Source organism: Flavobacterium sp. Root901 (assembly GCF_001429765.1).
GTDB lineage: Bacteria > Bacteroidota > Bacteroidia > Flavobacteriales > Flavobacteriaceae > Flavobacterium.
Genome location: NZ_LMJB01000006.1, coordinates 152,812 through 169,943, shown reverse-complemented (window position 1 = coordinate 169,943; position 17,132 = coordinate 152,812). Strand labels below are relative to the sequence as shown.

19 protein-coding genes are annotated in these 17,132 nt (G+C 33.6%); 7 read left to right on the top strand and 12 right to left on the bottom strand.

Going from position 1 to position 17,132, the window contains the following annotated elements:
- The first annotated feature begins 22 nt into the window (after positions 1-22).
- Entirely contained in the window at positions 23-469 is a 447-nt protein-coding gene (gene msrB / locus ASE21_RS10165) for a peptide-methionine (R)-S-oxide reductase MsrB (protein WP_057122552.1), read from the top strand.
- A 333-nt stretch (positions 470-802) separates the two neighbouring features.
- Positions 803-1,801 carry a UDP-3-O-(3-hydroxymyristoyl)glucosamine N-acyltransferase gene (gene lpxD, locus ASE21_RS10160; protein ID WP_057122551.1) on the top strand — a complete coding sequence of 333 codons (999 nt, stop codon included), beginning with the start codon at positions 803-805 and terminating at the stop codon, positions 1,799-1,801.
- A gap of 60 nt (positions 1,802-1,861) precedes the next feature.
- On the opposite strand, the gene ASE21_RS10155 is transcribed toward lpxD, so the two are convergent.
- From ASE21_RS10155 to ASE21_RS10140, 4 genes are all read right to left on the bottom strand, one after another.
- On the bottom strand, positions 1,862-2,068 hold the full coding sequence (locus ASE21_RS10155; protein WP_057122550.1) for a hypothetical protein: 207 nt from the start codon (positions 2,066-2,068) through the stop codon (positions 1,862-1,864).
- A 4-nt stretch (positions 2,069-2,072) separates the two neighbouring features.
- On the bottom strand, positions 2,073-2,384 hold the full coding sequence (locus ASE21_RS10150; RefSeq protein WP_057122549.1) for a DUF3817 domain-containing protein: 312 nt from the start codon (positions 2,382-2,384) through the stop codon (positions 2,073-2,075).
- A 2-nt stretch (positions 2,385-2,386) separates the two neighbouring features.
- Complete coding sequence (locus tag ASE21_RS10145) at positions 2,387-2,845, bottom strand: hypothetical protein (protein WP_057122548.1); 459 nt, start codon at positions 2,843-2,845, stop codon at positions 2,387-2,389.
- A gap of 69 nt (positions 2,846-2,914) precedes the next feature.
- On the bottom strand, positions 2,915-3,505 hold the full coding sequence (locus ASE21_RS10140) for a TetR/AcrR family transcriptional regulator (protein ID WP_057122547.1): 591 nt from the start codon (positions 3,503-3,505) through the stop codon (positions 2,915-2,917).
- A gap of 253 nt (positions 3,506-3,758) precedes the next feature.
- Between ASE21_RS10140 and ASE21_RS10135 the strand changes: the two genes are divergently transcribed.
- The 5 genes from ASE21_RS10135 to hemN all read left to right on the top strand — a co-directional run bounded on the left by ASE21_RS10135 (position 3,759) and on the right by hemN (position 8,458).
- Complete coding sequence (locus ASE21_RS10135) at positions 3,759-5,387, top strand: acyl-CoA carboxylase subunit beta (RefSeq protein WP_057122546.1); 1,629 nt, start codon at positions 3,759-3,761, stop codon at positions 5,385-5,387.
- Between the two features lie 121 nt (positions 5,388-5,508).
- On the top strand, positions 5,509-5,931 hold the full coding sequence (locus ASE21_RS10130; RefSeq protein ID WP_057122545.1) for a DoxX family protein: 423 nt from the start codon (positions 5,509-5,511) through the stop codon (positions 5,929-5,931).
- A 116-nt stretch (positions 5,932-6,047) separates the two neighbouring features.
- Positions 6,048-6,395 carry a hypothetical protein gene (locus ASE21_RS10125; protein ID WP_057122544.1) on the top strand — a complete coding sequence of 116 codons (348 nt, stop codon included), beginning with the start codon at positions 6,048-6,050 and terminating at the stop codon, positions 6,393-6,395.
- A gap of 107 nt (positions 6,396-6,502) precedes the next feature.
- Positions 6,503-6,973 (top strand): hypothetical protein, encoded by a 471-nt coding sequence (locus ASE21_RS10120; protein WP_057122543.1) that lies wholly within the window; start codon positions 6,503-6,505, stop codon positions 6,971-6,973.
- 120 nt (positions 6,974-7,093) lie between these two features.
- A complete protein-coding gene (gene hemN / locus ASE21_RS10115; protein WP_057122542.1) occupies positions 7,094-8,458 on the top strand; it encodes an oxygen-independent coproporphyrinogen III oxidase in 1,365 nt (454 codons plus the stop codon).
- Here hemN and ASE21_RS10110 read toward each other — a convergent pair.
- From ASE21_RS10110 to ASE21_RS10075, 8 genes are all read right to left on the bottom strand, one after another.
- The gene (locus ASE21_RS10110) at positions 8,455-9,156 is read right to left on the bottom strand and encodes a sulfite exporter TauE/SafE family protein (protein ID WP_057122541.1); all 702 of its coding nucleotides are present in this window, start codon (positions 9,154-9,156) and stop codon (positions 8,455-8,457) included. The two genes, hemN and ASE21_RS10110, sit on opposite strands and share 4 nt — an antisense overlap.
- 2 nt (positions 9,157-9,158) lie before the next feature.
- Positions 9,159-9,608: a FixH family protein gene (locus ASE21_RS10105; protein ID WP_057122540.1), complete on the bottom strand. Its 450-nt coding sequence runs from the start codon at positions 9,606-9,608 to the stop codon at positions 9,159-9,161.
- Positions 9,609-9,620: 12 nt separating this feature from the next.
- Positions 9,621-11,039 carry a cytochrome c oxidase accessory protein CcoG gene (gene ccoG, locus ASE21_RS10100; RefSeq protein WP_057122539.1) on the bottom strand — a complete coding sequence of 473 codons (1,419 nt, stop codon included), beginning with the start codon at positions 11,037-11,039 and terminating at the stop codon, positions 9,621-9,623.
- 11 nt (positions 11,040-11,050) lie between these two features.
- Positions 11,051-11,989: a cbb3-type cytochrome c oxidase N-terminal domain-containing protein gene (locus tag ASE21_RS10095; protein WP_057122538.1), complete on the bottom strand. Its 939-nt coding sequence runs from the start codon at positions 11,987-11,989 to the stop codon at positions 11,051-11,053.
- 1 nt (position 11,990) lies between these two features.
- Complete coding sequence (locus tag ASE21_RS10090; RefSeq protein WP_057122537.1) at positions 11,991-12,185, bottom strand: cytochrome c oxidase subunit IV; 195 nt, start codon at positions 12,183-12,185, stop codon at positions 11,991-11,993.
- A gap of 7 nt (positions 12,186-12,192) precedes the next feature.
- A complete protein-coding gene (gene ccoN / locus ASE21_RS10085) occupies positions 12,193-14,379 on the bottom strand; it encodes a cytochrome-c oxidase, cbb3-type subunit I (protein WP_057122536.1) in 2,187 nt (728 codons plus the stop codon).
- Positions 14,380-14,382: 3 nt separating this feature from the next.
- Complete coding sequence (gene ccoS, locus ASE21_RS10080; RefSeq protein ID WP_057122535.1) at positions 14,383-14,571, bottom strand: cbb3-type cytochrome oxidase assembly protein CcoS; 189 nt, start codon at positions 14,569-14,571, stop codon at positions 14,383-14,385.
- 115 nt (positions 14,572-14,686) lie between these two features.
- Positions 14,687-17,074: a heavy metal translocating P-type ATPase gene (locus ASE21_RS10075; protein WP_057122534.1), complete on the bottom strand. Its 2,388-nt coding sequence runs from the start codon at positions 17,072-17,074 to the stop codon at positions 14,687-14,689.
- Positions 17,075-17,132: the final 58 nt, after the last annotated feature.

Here is a 17,132-nt window from a genome sequence, read left to right as displayed (position 1 = left end):
ATTAGAAACAAAAACGAAAGTTATGATAAAATGGGCAGACGTAATTCATTTTACAAATAAAGGAAATCCAGCTCCTGAAAAGAGAGTGGAAAAAACAGATGAAGAATGGAAACAGCTTTTAACTCCTGAAGAATATCAGGTAACACGTTTAAAAGGAACTGAAAGATCTTTTAGCTCTGAATTATGCAGCTTATTTGATCCGGGTATTTATGAATGTAAATGCTGCGGAACGGTTCTTTTTGATGCGAGTGAAAAATTTGAATCCGGTACAGGATGGCCTTCTTTTACACAGCCAATTAAAGAAAACGCAATTGGTTATCATGCCGACAAATCTTACGGAATGATTCGTGTTGAGGTAGTCTGTAATGTATGCGATGCGCATTTGGGACACGTTTTTCCGGATGGGCCGCCGCCAAGTGGTTTACGATACTGTATCAATGCTGTTTCTTTATCAAAAATTAAAGAATAATTTTAAAAGCGATTCCTTTAAAAAGTGAATCGCTTTTTTTTATTTAATCGGCACTAAATTAAATCGTTAACAAAAGAATTGTAAGTCACTACTTATCAATAAATCATTGATTAAAAAAAATTAACACTTTAGGTCATTTTTACTAAAAGATGAGACACAGCAATCTTCAGCATTAAAAAACTATCAAAAAATTAATAGTTAAAATGTTAATTTTGTAATATTTAAACTTCTATTTTAAATATTCATTAAGAAACTAGAAAAAAATATTAGGTAATTAAAATCTATTTTATTTTATTTGACAAAAAATAACCCTAAGTCGATTAAAAATTATCAATGAAGTCCTATTCAATTCAAGAAATTAATGAAGTAATTAATGGTGTAATTTACGGCACCACTTCACAAAGCATTACGGCAACAGAGCAATTAGAAAAAGCTACAACTTCTGAAATTTCTTTTATAGGAAATAAAAAATATGAAAAATACTGGTCTGCATCAAATGCATCAGTAGCAGTAGTTAATGAAGATATTTCGATTGAACCTGGTGAAAACCGCGCTTTTATTAAAGTTAAAAATGCCGATTTAGCCATGTCGCAGATTCTGGCACTTTTTGCTCCTCCTGCTCCTTTATTTCGTACTAATATTCACAAAACAGCCACAATCGACGAAACAGCCATAATTGGAGAAGGTGCAAATATTGGTGCTGGGTGTTATATTGGTCCAAAAGTTGAAATTGGTGCCAATGCGACAATATACCCAAATGTGACTATTCTTGATGAATGTACTATTGGAAAAAATACTATTATCTGGTCGGGAACAGTAGTTCGGGAACGCTGTCATGTTGGGAATGATTGTATTATTCATCCAAATGCAACAATTGGTGCAGATGGTTTTGGTTTTCGTCCCTGTTCTGAAAAAGGTTTAGTAAAAATTCCGCAGATTGGAAATGTAATCATTGGAAACGGAGTTGAAATTGGAGCAAATTCCTGCGTTGACCGCGGAAAATTTAGTTCGACAATTTTAGGAGACGGCTGTAAAATTGATAATCTGGTTCAGATTGGGCACAACAGCAAGTTAGGTAAATTCTGTATCATGGCTGGCAACAGTGGTTTGGCAGGTTCTGTAACTTTAGGAAACGGTGTTATTATTGGCGGAAGCGCTTCTATAAAAGACCATACTATAATTGGCGACGGCGCTGTAATTGGTGCCGGGTCTGGTGTTACGGGAAACGTTCCTGCGGGAAAAACAATGCTCGGATATCCTGCTGTTGAAGCCCGTTATGCTTTAAAACAATGGGCAATGTTAAAACGAATGGTCTGTGACCCTAAAAAATAATCCAATTACAAATTTAGTTATATTTAAAAAACCATCTGTCACGGCAGATGGTTTTTTGTTTTATAAAGGTTCACATTCAAAGCCAATTACTTTCATTAAAAAAATAACCTTTTCGATAACATCATCATTACATTCAAATCTTAGAATATTATCGCAGTCTTCAAGATCAAAATTCCACTTTGAATTGGGAAATAACTGATTCAGTTTTGGTGCAGCCTTTTTTACTTTCGAAATGCTGTCAACGTTTGTTTTGAATACAAAAATCATGATTTTATTGATTTTGAATTTTACTTAAAATCTTAGAATCAATGTAAAAAGTTCCAAACGGAATTATGCATGCCAAAAGCACTTTCCATGTGGTATCTTTAAATTTCCAATTCTGCTCTACACCAACGCTCAGGGTATTAAAAACAAAAAGCAGGAATAAGGCACCATGAATTGTTCCGACAGGTCTTGTTAAAAATGGCATTTCAAAAATATATTTCATTGGCATTGCTATAAAAAGCAAAATTAAGAGAGAACTTCCTTCAAGGAATCCAATAATTCGTAATCTTCCGGTATTGGTTTGGAATAAATTTTTCATAATTATCTAAAATAAGGTCGGTTTGCAAGAGGTGAAAATGGCCACGGAATAGCAATAAAAATAATCAGTAAGGCGATAGAAAACCATAAAAGCATGGTTTTGAATTTTTGCTCATCTGTGAGTTTTCTTTTGGCTAAAGCAGAACCAATTGTAATAAAAACTATCGCAGTAAGCATTAAAGTAATATGGATAATTCCGAAAAATGAAGCGTCTAAATTTTGAATTCCTTCTTTAAAATTTTTCCAGAAATACTTCACAACAGGACTCTGAACATATACTAATATTCCCAAAATTAACTGAATATGGGCAATTGTTGCTGTCCAGTGACGGATGAGGTTATCTTTTTTAGTAAAAGAAAGTTTTTGAGAATAACCTCTGTAAGCTGTATAAATAGAATATAACAAGCTTAATAATACGAACCATCTTATAAAAGAATGGCCTTCTAATAGTGACTGATACATTGTTTTTCGATTAAGACAATGCAAATATATTTAAAAACATACTAATTAGTATGTTTTTGAAAAATAATTTTATTTTAAGCCATTTAAATAATTCTTAAGTTCTTTTAAGTAAATAAGATAAGATGAATTATCATTTTGAAGTTTTCCAAAATTTCGTATTCCCCAATAGCCGGATAAAATAAAAAAAGCGACCTGTTCCCCATCTACATCTTTACGGATTAAACCAGATTCTTTTCCTTTTTCTATTGAATTTATAATTGTCTTTTTCCATAAATCGACCAATTCAGTCAAAGCTTTACTAAACTTAGTATTCCACGGCGTCATTTCCTGCGTCAGGTTTCCAACCGGGCAGCCGTATTGTATCTGCAAAAAAGGATCTTCCAACAACAAATACGAAATCATATTATAAAAATCTTCAGCTGGATTTTGCGATAATGCTGTTGGTTTTATAAAATGTTCCTGCATGGTTGGTTTTAAAATCTCTTCGATAATGGCGACTCCCATTTCATCTTTTGTTTTAAAATGATAATAAAATGCCCCTTTTGTAACTTGGGTCGTCGCAATAATTTCATCAATACTTGTAGTTTGATATCCTTTGGTATAGATCAATTCAAAGGCTTTGTTGAGGATTGTAAGTCGGGTATTTGCAGCTTTAGACATAAAAAATACTAATTAGTATGAAAAAGCAAATTAAAGAAAATATTTGGTGTAATTAATCTAACACATACAAACATAGTTTGACTATGTTTTACAAACCAGTTTCTTTTACTTCTTTTTTAATTAAATATTGTATGTCTGGATGTATTTAAATAAACCATGCTTATAAAACTTTTTCTTATTCATAAAGGAATCGGTTTATTTCAATTGATTTTGTAAATTAGCCAACACTATTTTGTAAAATCAATATTATATCATGGATTTAAACTTCAATAAAAACGAAGATCACAATAAACTATTACTTTCAGAACTCAAACAAAAATTTGCCAAAGTAAAATTAGGCGGAGGAGAAAAACGAATCGAGAAATTACATGCCGAAGGAAAAATGACAGCCCGTGAGCGAATAGAATATTTATTGGATGCAAATTCAAATAATATTGAAATTGGCGGTTTTGCCGGAGAAGGCATGTACGCAGAACACGGCGGATGTCCTTCTGGCGGAGTTGTTGTTAAAATTGGATATATAAAAGGAAAACAATGTATTGTTGTTGCCAATGATGCTACCGTAAAAGCGGGTGCATGGTTTCCAATTACCGGTAAAAAAAATCTGCGTGCACAGGAAATTGCAATCGAAAACAGACTTCCTATTATTTATCTTGTAGACAGCGCCGGAGTTTATCTTCCTATGCAGGATGAAATTTTTCCTGATAAAGAACATTTCGGCCGGATCTTTAGAAATAATGCTCAAATGAGCAGTATGGGAATCACACAAATCGCCGCCGTTATGGGCAGCTGCGTTGCCGGTGGGGCTTATCTGCCTATTATGAGCGATGAAGCTTTAATTGTAGACAAAACGGGCAGTATTTTCCTTGCCGGGAGTTATTTGGTAAAAGCTGCAATTGGCGAAACTATTGATAACGAAACTTTGGGCGGGGCAACAACACACTGTGAAATCTCCGGAGTGACAGATTATAAAGCCAAAGATGACAAAGATGCTTTAGACAAAATAAAAAATATTGTAGATAAAATTGGTGATTTTGATAAAGCTGGTTACAGCCGAATAAAAGCTGAAAAACCTGCTTTAGAACAAAGTGACATTTATGGAATTCTTCCAAAAGCCCGAACAGAACAATACGATATGATGGAGATCATCAAACGTTTGGTTGATAATTCAGAATTTGAAGCATATAAAGACGGCTACGGCCAGTCATTAATTACGGGTTATGCCAGAATCGACGGATGGGCAGTTGGTATTGTCGCTAATCAGCGAAAAGTGGTAAAAACAAAGAAAGGAGAAATGCAGTTTGGCGGTGTAATTTATTCTGACAGCGCCGATAAAGCAACGCGTTTTATAGCAAATTGCAATCAAAAGAAAATTCCGTTGGTATTTTTACAAGATGTAACCGGTTTTATGGTAGGGTCAAAATCTGAACATGGCGGTATTATTAAAGACGGTGCAAAAATGGTAAATGCGGTAAGCAATTCTGTGGTACCAAAATTTACTGTGATTGTGGGTAATTCATACGGAGCAGGAAATTATGCGATGTGCGGAAAAGCTTATGATCCCAGATTAATTTTTGCCTGGCCAAGTGCAGAACTTGCGGTTATGGGCGGAACGCAGGCCGCTAAGGTTTTGGCACAAATTGAAGCTTCTTCGCTTAAAGCAAAAGGAGAAATTGTAGACGAAGCCAAGGAAGCCGAACTTTTTAACAAAATAAAAGCACGTTACGACGAACAGACTTCTCCGTATTATGCTGCTTCCCGACTATGGACAGACGCTATTATCGACCCGCTTGATACCAGAAAATGGATTTCAATGGGAATAGAAGCTGCCAATCACACTCCTATTCAAAAACCATTTAATTTAGGCGTAATTCAGGTCTAACATTTCACCAATTCAAAAAAGGTGTTAAATAAAAAGTAAAAAACTTATTTTCAGATACTTAAATTAAATATATTACTAAAAATTAGTAACTTTATGTAATAATTTTTAATCACGTAGTATCATGGAAAATGTCAAAAGCTTAAATAAGTGGGCAAACTCGCACACTTATTTACCAGTAGATTTAGTGCGTATTATATTGGGCGTTTTTTTGTTTATGAAAGGAATTTCGTTTGTAACTAATGTTCAGTATTTACATGATTTAATTTCTCCTATTGATAGGTTTGGGGGCGGAATGTTTCTTCTGCATTATATTGCTCCGGCCCACATGATTGGAGGTATAATGATTGTATTCGGGCTGCTGACCCGCTGGGCAATTGCAGCTCAATTACCTGTACTATTTGGTGCAGTTCTCATTAATTTTATGGGACACATGCACTCTGAAAGCCTTGCCTTAGCCATAATAGTTCTTTTAGTCTGCATTTTCTTTTTATTCTACGGAGGCGGAAAACATTCTGCAGATTATTATTTTAAAATGCAGCAATAATAGTAATTATCCTCAGCTCAAACCATAATAAGCTGAGGATATCAATAAGGCTTTTTTAAGAAGTAATTAGCACTTAAAATTTCATTTATTGTCTTTTATGAACTAAATTCGCTGCCATGAATTGGATTCGTAAAACGGTAATTTTTGTATCATTTTTGATCATCGGTCTTTTTGCTGCTCAGGCAAATGATTTTCCTGTGCAAAAAACTGAAACTCAAAAAACAGATACCAATTTTTCCAGACAAACACCCGATTCTTCAGCCTTTATACAGCCTCAGGGCAGTTATCATCTTGCTGCCAATATTAAAACAGACCATACAATCTCAATAAAATGGTTTGAGTCATTGCTGGTTGTAATTCCGCAGCACAAAACAGTTAAATCTGCTTTTAACTTTACAAATCAATTTAATACTCAGAGCAAAAAAATCTTGTTACTGCTCTATGCTTTCCATTTTTTCTGGTAAATAAATCCATGAAGTTATAATTTGAAGATGAAATCTTCACAATTGATTAAACCGTTTCGATCCTGAAACTGTTTATTATTTCGTACTATTTATCAAATTAAGAAAACATGGAAACAAGTGTAACTATAATAGGTATTGTGATTGCGATCATAATAGCCATTCCAATTTATTTTTCAGCGCGATCGAGTGCCGCTAATAAATCAAAAATTTTAAACATAAAAAAGAAATTTAACCCTAACAATCCGCAGGAATTCGATTTAACGGAATCCCAAAACAATAAAACACTTACAATCGATCATAAAAACAGAAAATTCATTTTGATGAATTTTAACCCAAATCAGCAGGAGTCTACTTATGTTGATTTAAAAAGTGTTTCGTCGTGCAGACTGGTTTTAACTACCGAAGGAAGTTCAGATACAATTGTAAAAATAGATTATGAATTTCAGGACAAGAATACTTCAAAAAAAATTATAATTCCATTCTATGATTTTGACGATGACCGCATTAAACAAATTAGTGCTTATCAGGATCATATGTTTGCGAAAAAATGGCTTAAGATCATTCAGGATTCTATTTAATGTTAGTTATTTAATTCAGTAAAAAGAGGCTCTTTATGGGTCTCTTTTTTATTACATGATATTTGTCATTTTATGACCGGGTTTGAACTATTAATTTTGATGAAAACTAAATCTGTCCTTATGAAAATTTCATTAACCCAAAAATACAATGTGCCTGGTCCGAGATATACGAGTTATCCCACGGTTCCGTATTGGAATGAAGATGCTTTTTCCATAGACAAATGGAAATCATCTTTTCAAAAAGCATTTTCAGAAAGTAATTCACAAAACGGAATTAGTTTATATATTCATCTGCCTTTCTGCGAAAGCATGTGTACTTTCTGCGGATGCAATAAAAGAATTACCAAAAATCATTCTGTAGAAGAAAAATATATTCAGGCACTTTTAAAAGAATGGAGCTTATACTGCCGATTACTGCCGCAAAAACCATATATAAAAGAAATACATTTGGGCGGAGGAACTCCAACCTTCTTTTCGGTAAAAAATTTAGAACATCTTATTAACGGAATTTTCAGTTTTGCAAATAAAGCTGAAAACCATGAATTTAGTTTTGAAGGACATCCAAATAATACTACTTATGAACAGCTGAAAAAGTTATATGATTTAGGCTTTCGCCGAGTAAGTTTTGGTGTTCAGGATTACTCTGCAAAAGTTCAAAAAGCAATTAACCGGATTCAACCTTTCCATAATGTGGCAAAAGTTACCTTTTGGGCAAAAGAAATTGGCTATACTTCAATAGGACATGATCTTATATTTGGTCTTCCATTTCAAACCCTTGAAGACGTAATAGATACAATCGAAAAAACAAATTCGGTAAAACCAGACCGTTTGGCATTTTACAGTTATGCGCACGTGCCCTGGATTAAAGGAAACGGACAAAGAGGTTTTAATGATGAAAACCTTCCTCAGGATACCGAAAAAAGACAACTTTATGAAATTGGAAAAAAATTACTTTCAGCCAATCATTATCATGAAATAGGGATGGATCATTTTGCTTTAAAAACGGACAGTTTATATCATGCTGCACAAGACAAAAGCTTACACAGAAACTTTATGGGATACAGCGCTTCTAAAACACAATTAATGATTGGTTTAGGAGTTTCTTCAATTAGTGACAGCTGGTATGGTTTTGCCCAAAATACTAAAAGTCTGGAAGATTATTATCAAATTCTGGAATGGAATCAGCTTCCGGTTGTAAAAGGTCATATTTTAACCGATGAAGATTTAATTATCCGAAAACACATTTTAAATTTAACCTGCAAACTTGAAACTTCCTGGAGTCCGGATTATTTATATTTTGAAGAATTACCTGAAGTTTTAATCGCTTTAAAAGAAATAGAAAAAGATCAATTAATTGTAATTGAAGAAGATAAAATTAAAATAACAGAAGAAGGAAGACCGTTTGTACGTAATATTTGTATGGCTTTTGATTTACATTTAAAAAGAAAATCACCAGAAACAAACTTATTTTCGATGACTGTTTAATGACAATTAGGAGTCTGCTGAACAAACAAACTCATATTTGAAGGTGATAAATATGGAATTCCTAAACCTAAGCCTCTTAAAATAAATAATATTCCAATTATTACTGCAACATACGGAATTGCCTTTTGAATTTTATTTCTAAAAGGAAGCTTTAATACTGAATGTATATAAACTACAATGGTCATTAAAGGTATAGTTCCAAGTCCGTAAAGCAACATATACAAAACACCAAAGCCGGCACTCTGCATGGCAATTGCTCCAAACAATGCTGCATACACCAGTCCACAGGGCAGAAATCCATTTAATATTCCTATTGTAAAAAGAGACTTGTAGCTCTTCTTTTTAAACTGTTTTCCTAAGCTTGATTTTATATTTGAAATAATTTTATAAACAGGTTTTGAAAAATTATATGCAGCAAACACTTTTTCAGGTATCAAAACAATTAAAATCATTGCAATGCCAATAAAAATGGACATTTTTTGCTGAATTCCGGCTAAGAAAAAACCTCTCCCTAATAATCCGAATATTAAACCAATTGTTGAATATGCTGTTAATCTTCCTAAGTGATAAGTAATAATCTGCGTTACTTTTTTAATTTCATTTTGATGATCAACAGGAAGCATCATAGCAATAGGCCCGCACATTCCTACACAATGCAGACTGCTGATAAGACCTAATATGAAAGCTGAGAATATCATTTTTAATTTACGTAAATCACTTCTTTGGTTAAGTATTTTTTACCTTCATACTGCCATTCCATATTAACATCCCAACGTCCTTTTACTAATTTGCTGTGCGGAATAATTAAAGAAGAATTTATTAAAGATATTGGAGTGTTAAAATCAAATTTTTTATTTGAAGGTCTGTATAATAAAATATTGCCTTTGATTTTATCATTTTTAAAATCTGCAGGAAAAACAACTTTTACTCCTTCTTCTTCAAATTTAACTGAAGGCTTGTGTTGTAAATCATGTGCATTTTGAATGCGTGCCATTTCTTCCTGAAAATGCGAATCATGTTTGTAATATTCCTCTACAACCAACTCATTGTCGTATTTACTATTTGACTGCACTTCAAAAACAAAATATAAAATAAAAGTCATAAACAATGCGAATGCAATGACAATTCCGGTTCCCCAATTAATTTTCATGATAATATGTTTTTAATTAAAACTTCGTGGTCCTAAGAAATTTGTTTTGGTAGTTTCCAGAAGTTTATTTCCGTTATAGACCCCAATTTTTATATTAGTTTTATCACTTTCAAGCAACACTTCATCTATTTCTATAAATAATGTTCCTTGCGAAATTCCTTCTTTTGTTACTTTAAAATGCTGCTTTCCAACATTTTTAATTTCACCTTTTTGATCGATCAATTCAAAATGGATGTCATTGTAATCTTTCATTGTCTTGTTGACAATTTTATAAGTGTAAACATTACTAATTTTATCTCCTTTATGCTGAAAAAGCTGCCCTGGTAAACGTAAAATTACAGCCTGTAGATCTGTTCTTAAAAACAGCATTCCAACAAAAACACTCAATAAAATAAATAAAACGGCCGTGTAGCCTTTCATTCTGGAAGTAAACCTGAAAGGTTCTTTTTTTGCAATTTCATCTTCAGATGCATAACGGATAAGTCCTTTTGGCAAACCTATGCTTTCCATGATATGATCGCATTCATCAATACAAGCAGTACAATTAGTGCATTCTAACTGAGTCCCGTTTCTAATGTCAATTCCCATTGGGCAGACATGGACGCATTGGAGACAGTCGATACAATCTCCTTTTCCGGTTAAAGCCCTGTCTTCTTTTTTATTGAACTTTGCACGTCCATTTTCCTTTTCGCCGCGTACAAAATCATACGCAACATTAATAGATTTATTGTCTAAAAGAACACCTTGTAATCGTCCGTAAGGGCAGGCAATGATACAAACCTGTTCACGAAACCAGACAAATACAAAATAGAAAACACCGGTAAAAATTAAAAGCGCAATAAAATTACCTGCCTGCTGTATTGGTCCTTGTTCAACCATAAGTAATAAAGCATCACTTCCTACTAAATAGGCCAGAAAAACATTAGCAATAAGAAAAGATATTAAAAAGAAAATTGTCCATTTAATCAATCTTTTCCTGATTTTCTCACCATTCCATTCTTGTCTTGCTAATCTGGATTGTGATCCGCGGTCTCCATCAATCCAATATTCAATTCGACGAAAAACCATTTCAAGAAAAATAGTCTGTGGACAAATCCAACCACAAAATATTCGGCCAAAAACTACTGTAAACAAAATTACAAATACAATTCCAACAAGAATTGAAATTACAAACAAGTAAAAGTCCTGAGGCCAAAAAGGAAATCCAAAAATATTAAACCGACGTTCAATTATATTGAACATCATAAATTGGTTTCCGTTTACTTTTATAAACGGATTTATAAATAAAACTGCTAATAAAATGTAGCTGACAATTTTTCTGTAATCATAAAATTTACCAGACGGTTTTTTAGGGAAAATAAATTTTCTTTTTCCACCTTCATCTATAGTTCCGATTGTATCTCTAAAAGCCTCGTCTGGTGAATTTGACATGATTATTGTAATTATTTTTTAACTTCAGTGGTATCTTTTTTTGAATCTGCGGCTGCAGTTGTTTTAGGTGCACTATCATCTACCCAAATCTCACCATCCGGAGCTTTTGGATCTTTAGGATTACTTCCCTGCAATGATAAAACGTAACTCGCTACTTTTTGAATCTCTTTTGGTTTTAACGTTCCTTTCCAGGCAATCATTCCTTTACCGTCTCGGCCGCCATTTGTAATGGTGTGAAATAAATTTTTAATTCCTCCTCCTAAAATCCAGTGATCATCTGTTAAGTTTGGTCCAATCTGTCCTCCTGCATCTGCTCTGTGGCAGGCTGCGCAATTGTTCATAAAAATATCTTTTCCAGCGGCTAAACTTGGTGCATCTGTAAGTAAGACAACTGTTTTTTCATCCATTAAATCCGGAGCAGTTTTAAGATATTCATCGACATCTATTTTTGCCTGCGCCATTTCTTTCTGAAGTTCCATTTCCTGATTATCCCCTCCAAACACTTCATATCGAGCTAAATAAACTGCTCCAAAAATGATACAGATATAGAATAAATACACCCACCATGGCGGTAGATTATTATCCAGCTCTTTGATACCGTCATAATCATGATCCATTAATAAATCAGCTTCTTTAGACATTGGTTCAGTCTTGGTAAGTTTATGCATTAGTTCTTTAAACCATGCACTTTCCTTAAGACTTAAAGTACTTTCATATTCTAGTTTTGCTTTTTCTTCCGGAGACATTAATTGATACATCACTCGATCTACAGCATTAAGTGTAACTTCAATTGCAATCAAAATAAATAAAAAGACAAATAAAAAGACAGAAACCATTGGGTACTTTATAAAAGCCGGCCTGTCACCTGAATCTATAAAATATTCCATTAAAGCAAATACGATGAAGAAAATCAAGGGTACTCTAACATATACTGGGAAAAATTTTTTCATTTTATTGATCTTTTGAAATTATACTAAGCCCTTCATCTAAAGGTATATTGCTCATTTCCTGAATTTTGTCTTTTCTATATGCGAAAACCCAAAAACCTAGTCCTACAAAAAAGAAGAAGAAAATCAGGAGGGAAAGTATTGGGTAAATTTCTACACCCGATATTGTTTCCATATTGTGTTTTATTTGTTCAAACATAATGCTGTTATTTAGAAGTTTCTTTTACTTTAATATCAGTACCAAGTCTTTGTATATAAGCAATCAAAGCAACAATTTCTCTTTCATTCATCGGAACAAATTTTTCACCTTTTGCCGCTGCTTTTTTCTTACTGTCTTCGTAACTTTTTACGTAGTCAGGATCGCTTTCCAGACTTTTTTCAATTTTAAGAGCCTGCGCTTTTAATGTTTTCTGTGCATTTGCAACATCTTCTGCTGAATAGGGAACACCAAGTGAAATCATAGCATTCATTTTCTTTTCAGTTAATGAAACATCTAAAGGTTTATTGTCAAATAACCATTTATAAGCCGGCATAACAGATCCTGCAGATGTATTTTGCGGATTCCACATGTGATTGAAGTGCCAGTTGTCATTGTACTTACCACCTACTCTTAATAAATCAGGACCCGTACGTTTTGATCCCCATAAGAATGGATGATCATAAACAAATTCTCCAGCTTTTGACTGAGGTCCATAACGCTCTACTTCACTCCTGAATGGACGGACAGACTGAGAGTGACAACCAACACAACCTTCTCTAATATATAAATCACGTCCTTCAAGCTCTAACGGTGTATAAGGTTTAACACTTGTTATAGTTGGAATATTTGTTTTTACCATAATAGTTGGCACAATTTGAATTATACCTCCAATTAAAATGGCAATCGTAGCTAAAATGGTTAACTGAATTGGTTTTCTTTCTAACCATGAATGGAATCTTTCTCCACTTAGTCGATTCTTACTGATTTTTTGTAAAGCAGGTGCCTGAGCTAATTCATCTTCAATGGTTTCACCAGATCTTACAGTCATTATGATGTTATAAACTAATGTCAGCATTCCAATTAAATATAAACTACCTCCAATAGCTCTCATCCAGTACATTGGCATTATAGCAGTAACTGTTTCAAGAAAATTTCCGTAAGTTAAAGTTCCGTCTGGATTAAATTGTTTCCACATTGAAGCTTGCTGGAAACCAGCGACATATAATGGAATTGTATAGACAATAATTCCCAGAGTACCAATCCAAAAGTGGAAGTTTGCTAATTTCTTAGAGAATAATGTAGTTTTTGCCATTCTTGGAATCAGCCAGTAGATAATAGCAAAAGACATAAAACCATTCCATGCTAATGCTCCTACGTGAACGTGAGCAACGATCCAGTCTGTATAATGCGCAATAGCATTAACATTTTTAAGGGATAACATTGGTCCTTCAAAAGTTGCCATTCCGTAACCGGTAATTGCTACTACAAAGAATTTTAAAACAGGTTCTTCACGAACTTTGTCCCACGCTCCTCTTAAAGTTAAAAGTCCGTTGATCATACCACCCCACGATGGTGCAATAAGCATTACTGAGAATACAACACCCAGGTTTTGTGCCCAGTTTGGTAAAGCTGAATATAATAAATGGTGTGGTCCAGCCCAGATATAGATAAAAATTAAAGACCAGAAGTGAATAATTGATAGTCTATAAGAGTAAATCGGACGGTTGGCAATTTTAGGAACGAAATAATACATTAATCCTAAAAACGGTGTTGTCAGAAAAAATGCTACTGCATTGTGTCCATACCACCATTGTACCAAAGCATCCTGAACACCAGCATAAACTGAATAACTTTTAAATGCTGAAACAGGAATTTCAATATTGTTAAAAATATGCAGTACTGCAACTGTTACTAATGTTGCAAGATAAAACCAAATTGCTACATACAAATGGCGCTCTCTACGGCGCAGCATTGTACCTATCATATTAATTCCCATTACAACCCAAATTACCGTTATAGCAATATCAATAGGCCATTCAAGTTCAGCATATTCTTTTGAAGAAGTATATCCTAATGGTAATGTGATGGCAGCCGCAACAATAATTAACTGCCAGCCCCAAAAATGCAGGTTACTTAAAAAGTCACTAAACATTCTGGCTTTGAGCAATCGCTGCATTGAATAATACATCCCTGCAAAAAAAGCATTACCAACAAAGGCAAATATTACAGCATTGGTGTGCAAAGGCCTTAAACGACCATAGCTAAGCCACGAAATCCCATCTGTAATATTGGGAAAAAGGTACATAACCGCTAAGGTTAGTCCCACTAACATGCCCACTACTCCAAAAAGAATAGTAGCATAAATGAATTTTTTTACAATTTTGTTGTCGTAATAAAACTGTTCCATTTCCATAATTTAAACTTGTTTTTCTTCGATTGATGAATTATTTGGGGAAGTAATTTTGGTCTCGTCATCAAAAAGAATTCTGACCGAGGGAGTATAATCATCATCATACTGACCTGTTTTGACAGCGATAATGAAGGCAATAAAGAAACAAACTGCCACGAAAATACTTACTGAAATTAATAGATAAATAACACTCATACCGTAAATTTATGTTAACAAAATTACTAGGTACGCGGCGTTTAAAATATGATAATTATCATGGTTGATAGAAGAAGTATAAAATTAAAAAAAATAATCTTACAATTACAGAAATCTATCTTAAATTTCTAGCAATGAAATAGTTAGACATAAAAGTTACAAAACTCACAATGGTAATTGTACTTAGTGGCATTATGATGGCAGCAACCAAAGGAAGCAGATTTCCGGTGACCGCAAATGTGAGTCCAACGACATTATAAAGAAGCGATAAACCAAAGCTCATTTTAATAATCAGTATCGCTTTATGAGAAAGTTTTAAGAAGTAATTTAATCTTGAAAATTCGCCTGCATCTAAAATAGCATCACATGCCGGAGAAAACACATTTACGTTTTCTGAAACAGAAACCCCAACATTACTCTGTGCCAAGGCTCCTGCATCATTTAAACCATCTCCTACCATCATAACATTTTTTCCGGTTTCCTGCAGTTTTTTTATAAACTCGAGTTTTTGCTCTGGTTTTTGGTTAAAAATCAGTTCTGTATTTTTTGGCAAAATAGCTTCCAGATTTTCTTTTTCTCCGTCATTATCGCCTGACAGCACCTTTATAGTATACTCATTGCTTAATGCTGCAAATAATTCCTGCAAACCTTCCCGATATTGGTTTTGGAAAACAAATTTCCCGTAATATACATTCTCTATTCTAATATGAAGTCCGGTTTTTTCGATTTCGGATAAATCTGAAACTGGACTTTCTACAAACGTTGATGAGCCAATTTTTATTTCTTTTCCTTCGGCGAAAGCCAAAATGCCTCTGCCCGTTATTTCCTGAAAATCATTTATTTTCATTTTCTTATTTTGAGGAAGAAAATCATAAAGCATTCTGCTCAACGGATGATTGGAACCACGAAGGACGTTTTTTATCAAAGATAAATTTTCATCTGATAAAGGAGTTCCTTCATATAAAATATTCGATTTTTTATTGGTTGTAATGGTTCCTGTTTTATCAAAAACTATGGTATCAACTTTAGCTAATTGTTCTATTACCAAAGCATTTTTAAGATACATTTTTTGTTTACCCATTATCCTGAGAATGTTCCCAAAAGTAAAAGGTGCAGTTAGTGCAAGCGCGCAAGGACATGCCACGATTAAAACAGCCGTAAAAACATTGAAAGCTGTGTTGGCATCAAAAAATATCCAATAACCAAATCCGGCAAAAGCTATAAGCAGTAAAATTGGTGTAAAATAACGACTGACTGTATCGGTAATTGTTTTGTGCTTTTGGTCTACTTTTTTCTGAAATATTTCGTTGCTCCACAGTTGTGTCAAATAACTCTGTGAAACAGAATGCAATACTTCCATTTCGATTACTTTTCCAATCTGTTTTCCTCCGGCAAAAATTTTATCTCCTGATTTTTTGGTAATCGGAACTGCTTCTCCTGTAACAAAACTATAATCGATTTCAGCTTTTTCGCTTATCAGAATTCCATCTACGGGAATTAATTCCTGATTTCTGATTAACAAGCGATTTCCTTTAAGAACATCATAGATTGGCACGCTTTCTTCTGATGCATCAGAATTAATTCTGGTAACTGCGATTGGAAAATAAGATTTAAAATCTCTTTCAAAACTTAAAAAACTGTAGGTTTTGGTTTGAAACATTTTACCAAGAAGCATGAAGAAAACCAAACTGGCTAAGCTGTCAAAAAATCCCGGACCATGATCCATTAACATATCATAAGTACTTCGAATAAACATCACAATAATTCCTAAAGCAATAGGAATGTCGATATTTAACATTCTGGTTCTGATACTATGATAGGCTGAAACATAATAACCACTCGCTGAATAAAAAAAACTTGGAAGGGCTAAAAGAAAAATCAAAATTCTAAAAAATGGTTTGTAATTATCTAACCAAAATTCTTTTAATTCAAAATATTCCGGAAACGAGAGCAGCATGATATTTCCGAAACAGAAAAAGGCAACTCCAGCCTTGTATGTCAGACTTCTGTCTAATTTATTTTTTCCGGCTTCGTAATTTTCTAAACTAATATAAGGTTCGTAACCAATTGAGCTCAATAAGTTAACAATGGTTTTAAGAGAAACTTTTTCAGAATTGAATGTAATCCGAACTTTTTTTTCCGGAAAATTAACCTGTGATATATTTATTCCCGGCTGTAAACGGTTGAGGTTTTCAAGAATCCAGATGCATGAACTGCAGTGAATATGAGGTATATTTAATGAAACTATTGAAGTATTTCCTTCCTGAAATTCAAGAACTTTTGCCAAAATCGTTTCATTTTCTAAAAAGTCATACTTTCCTTTAATGTCCTGCGGAGTTGCTCCCGGCGATTTTTCAAAATCATAATAGCAGGTTAAATCATTAAGACTAAAAATTTCGTAAACTGTTTTACAGCCTGTACAACAAAATTTTTTCTCATCAAAATTGATTTCTTCATTATGAGGTATAGTTAACCCGCAATGAAAACAACTCTGCTCACTCATAATTTGTTTTTTTTAATTAGCAAAATTCCAAATAAGCGGTGACATTAAATATGACATT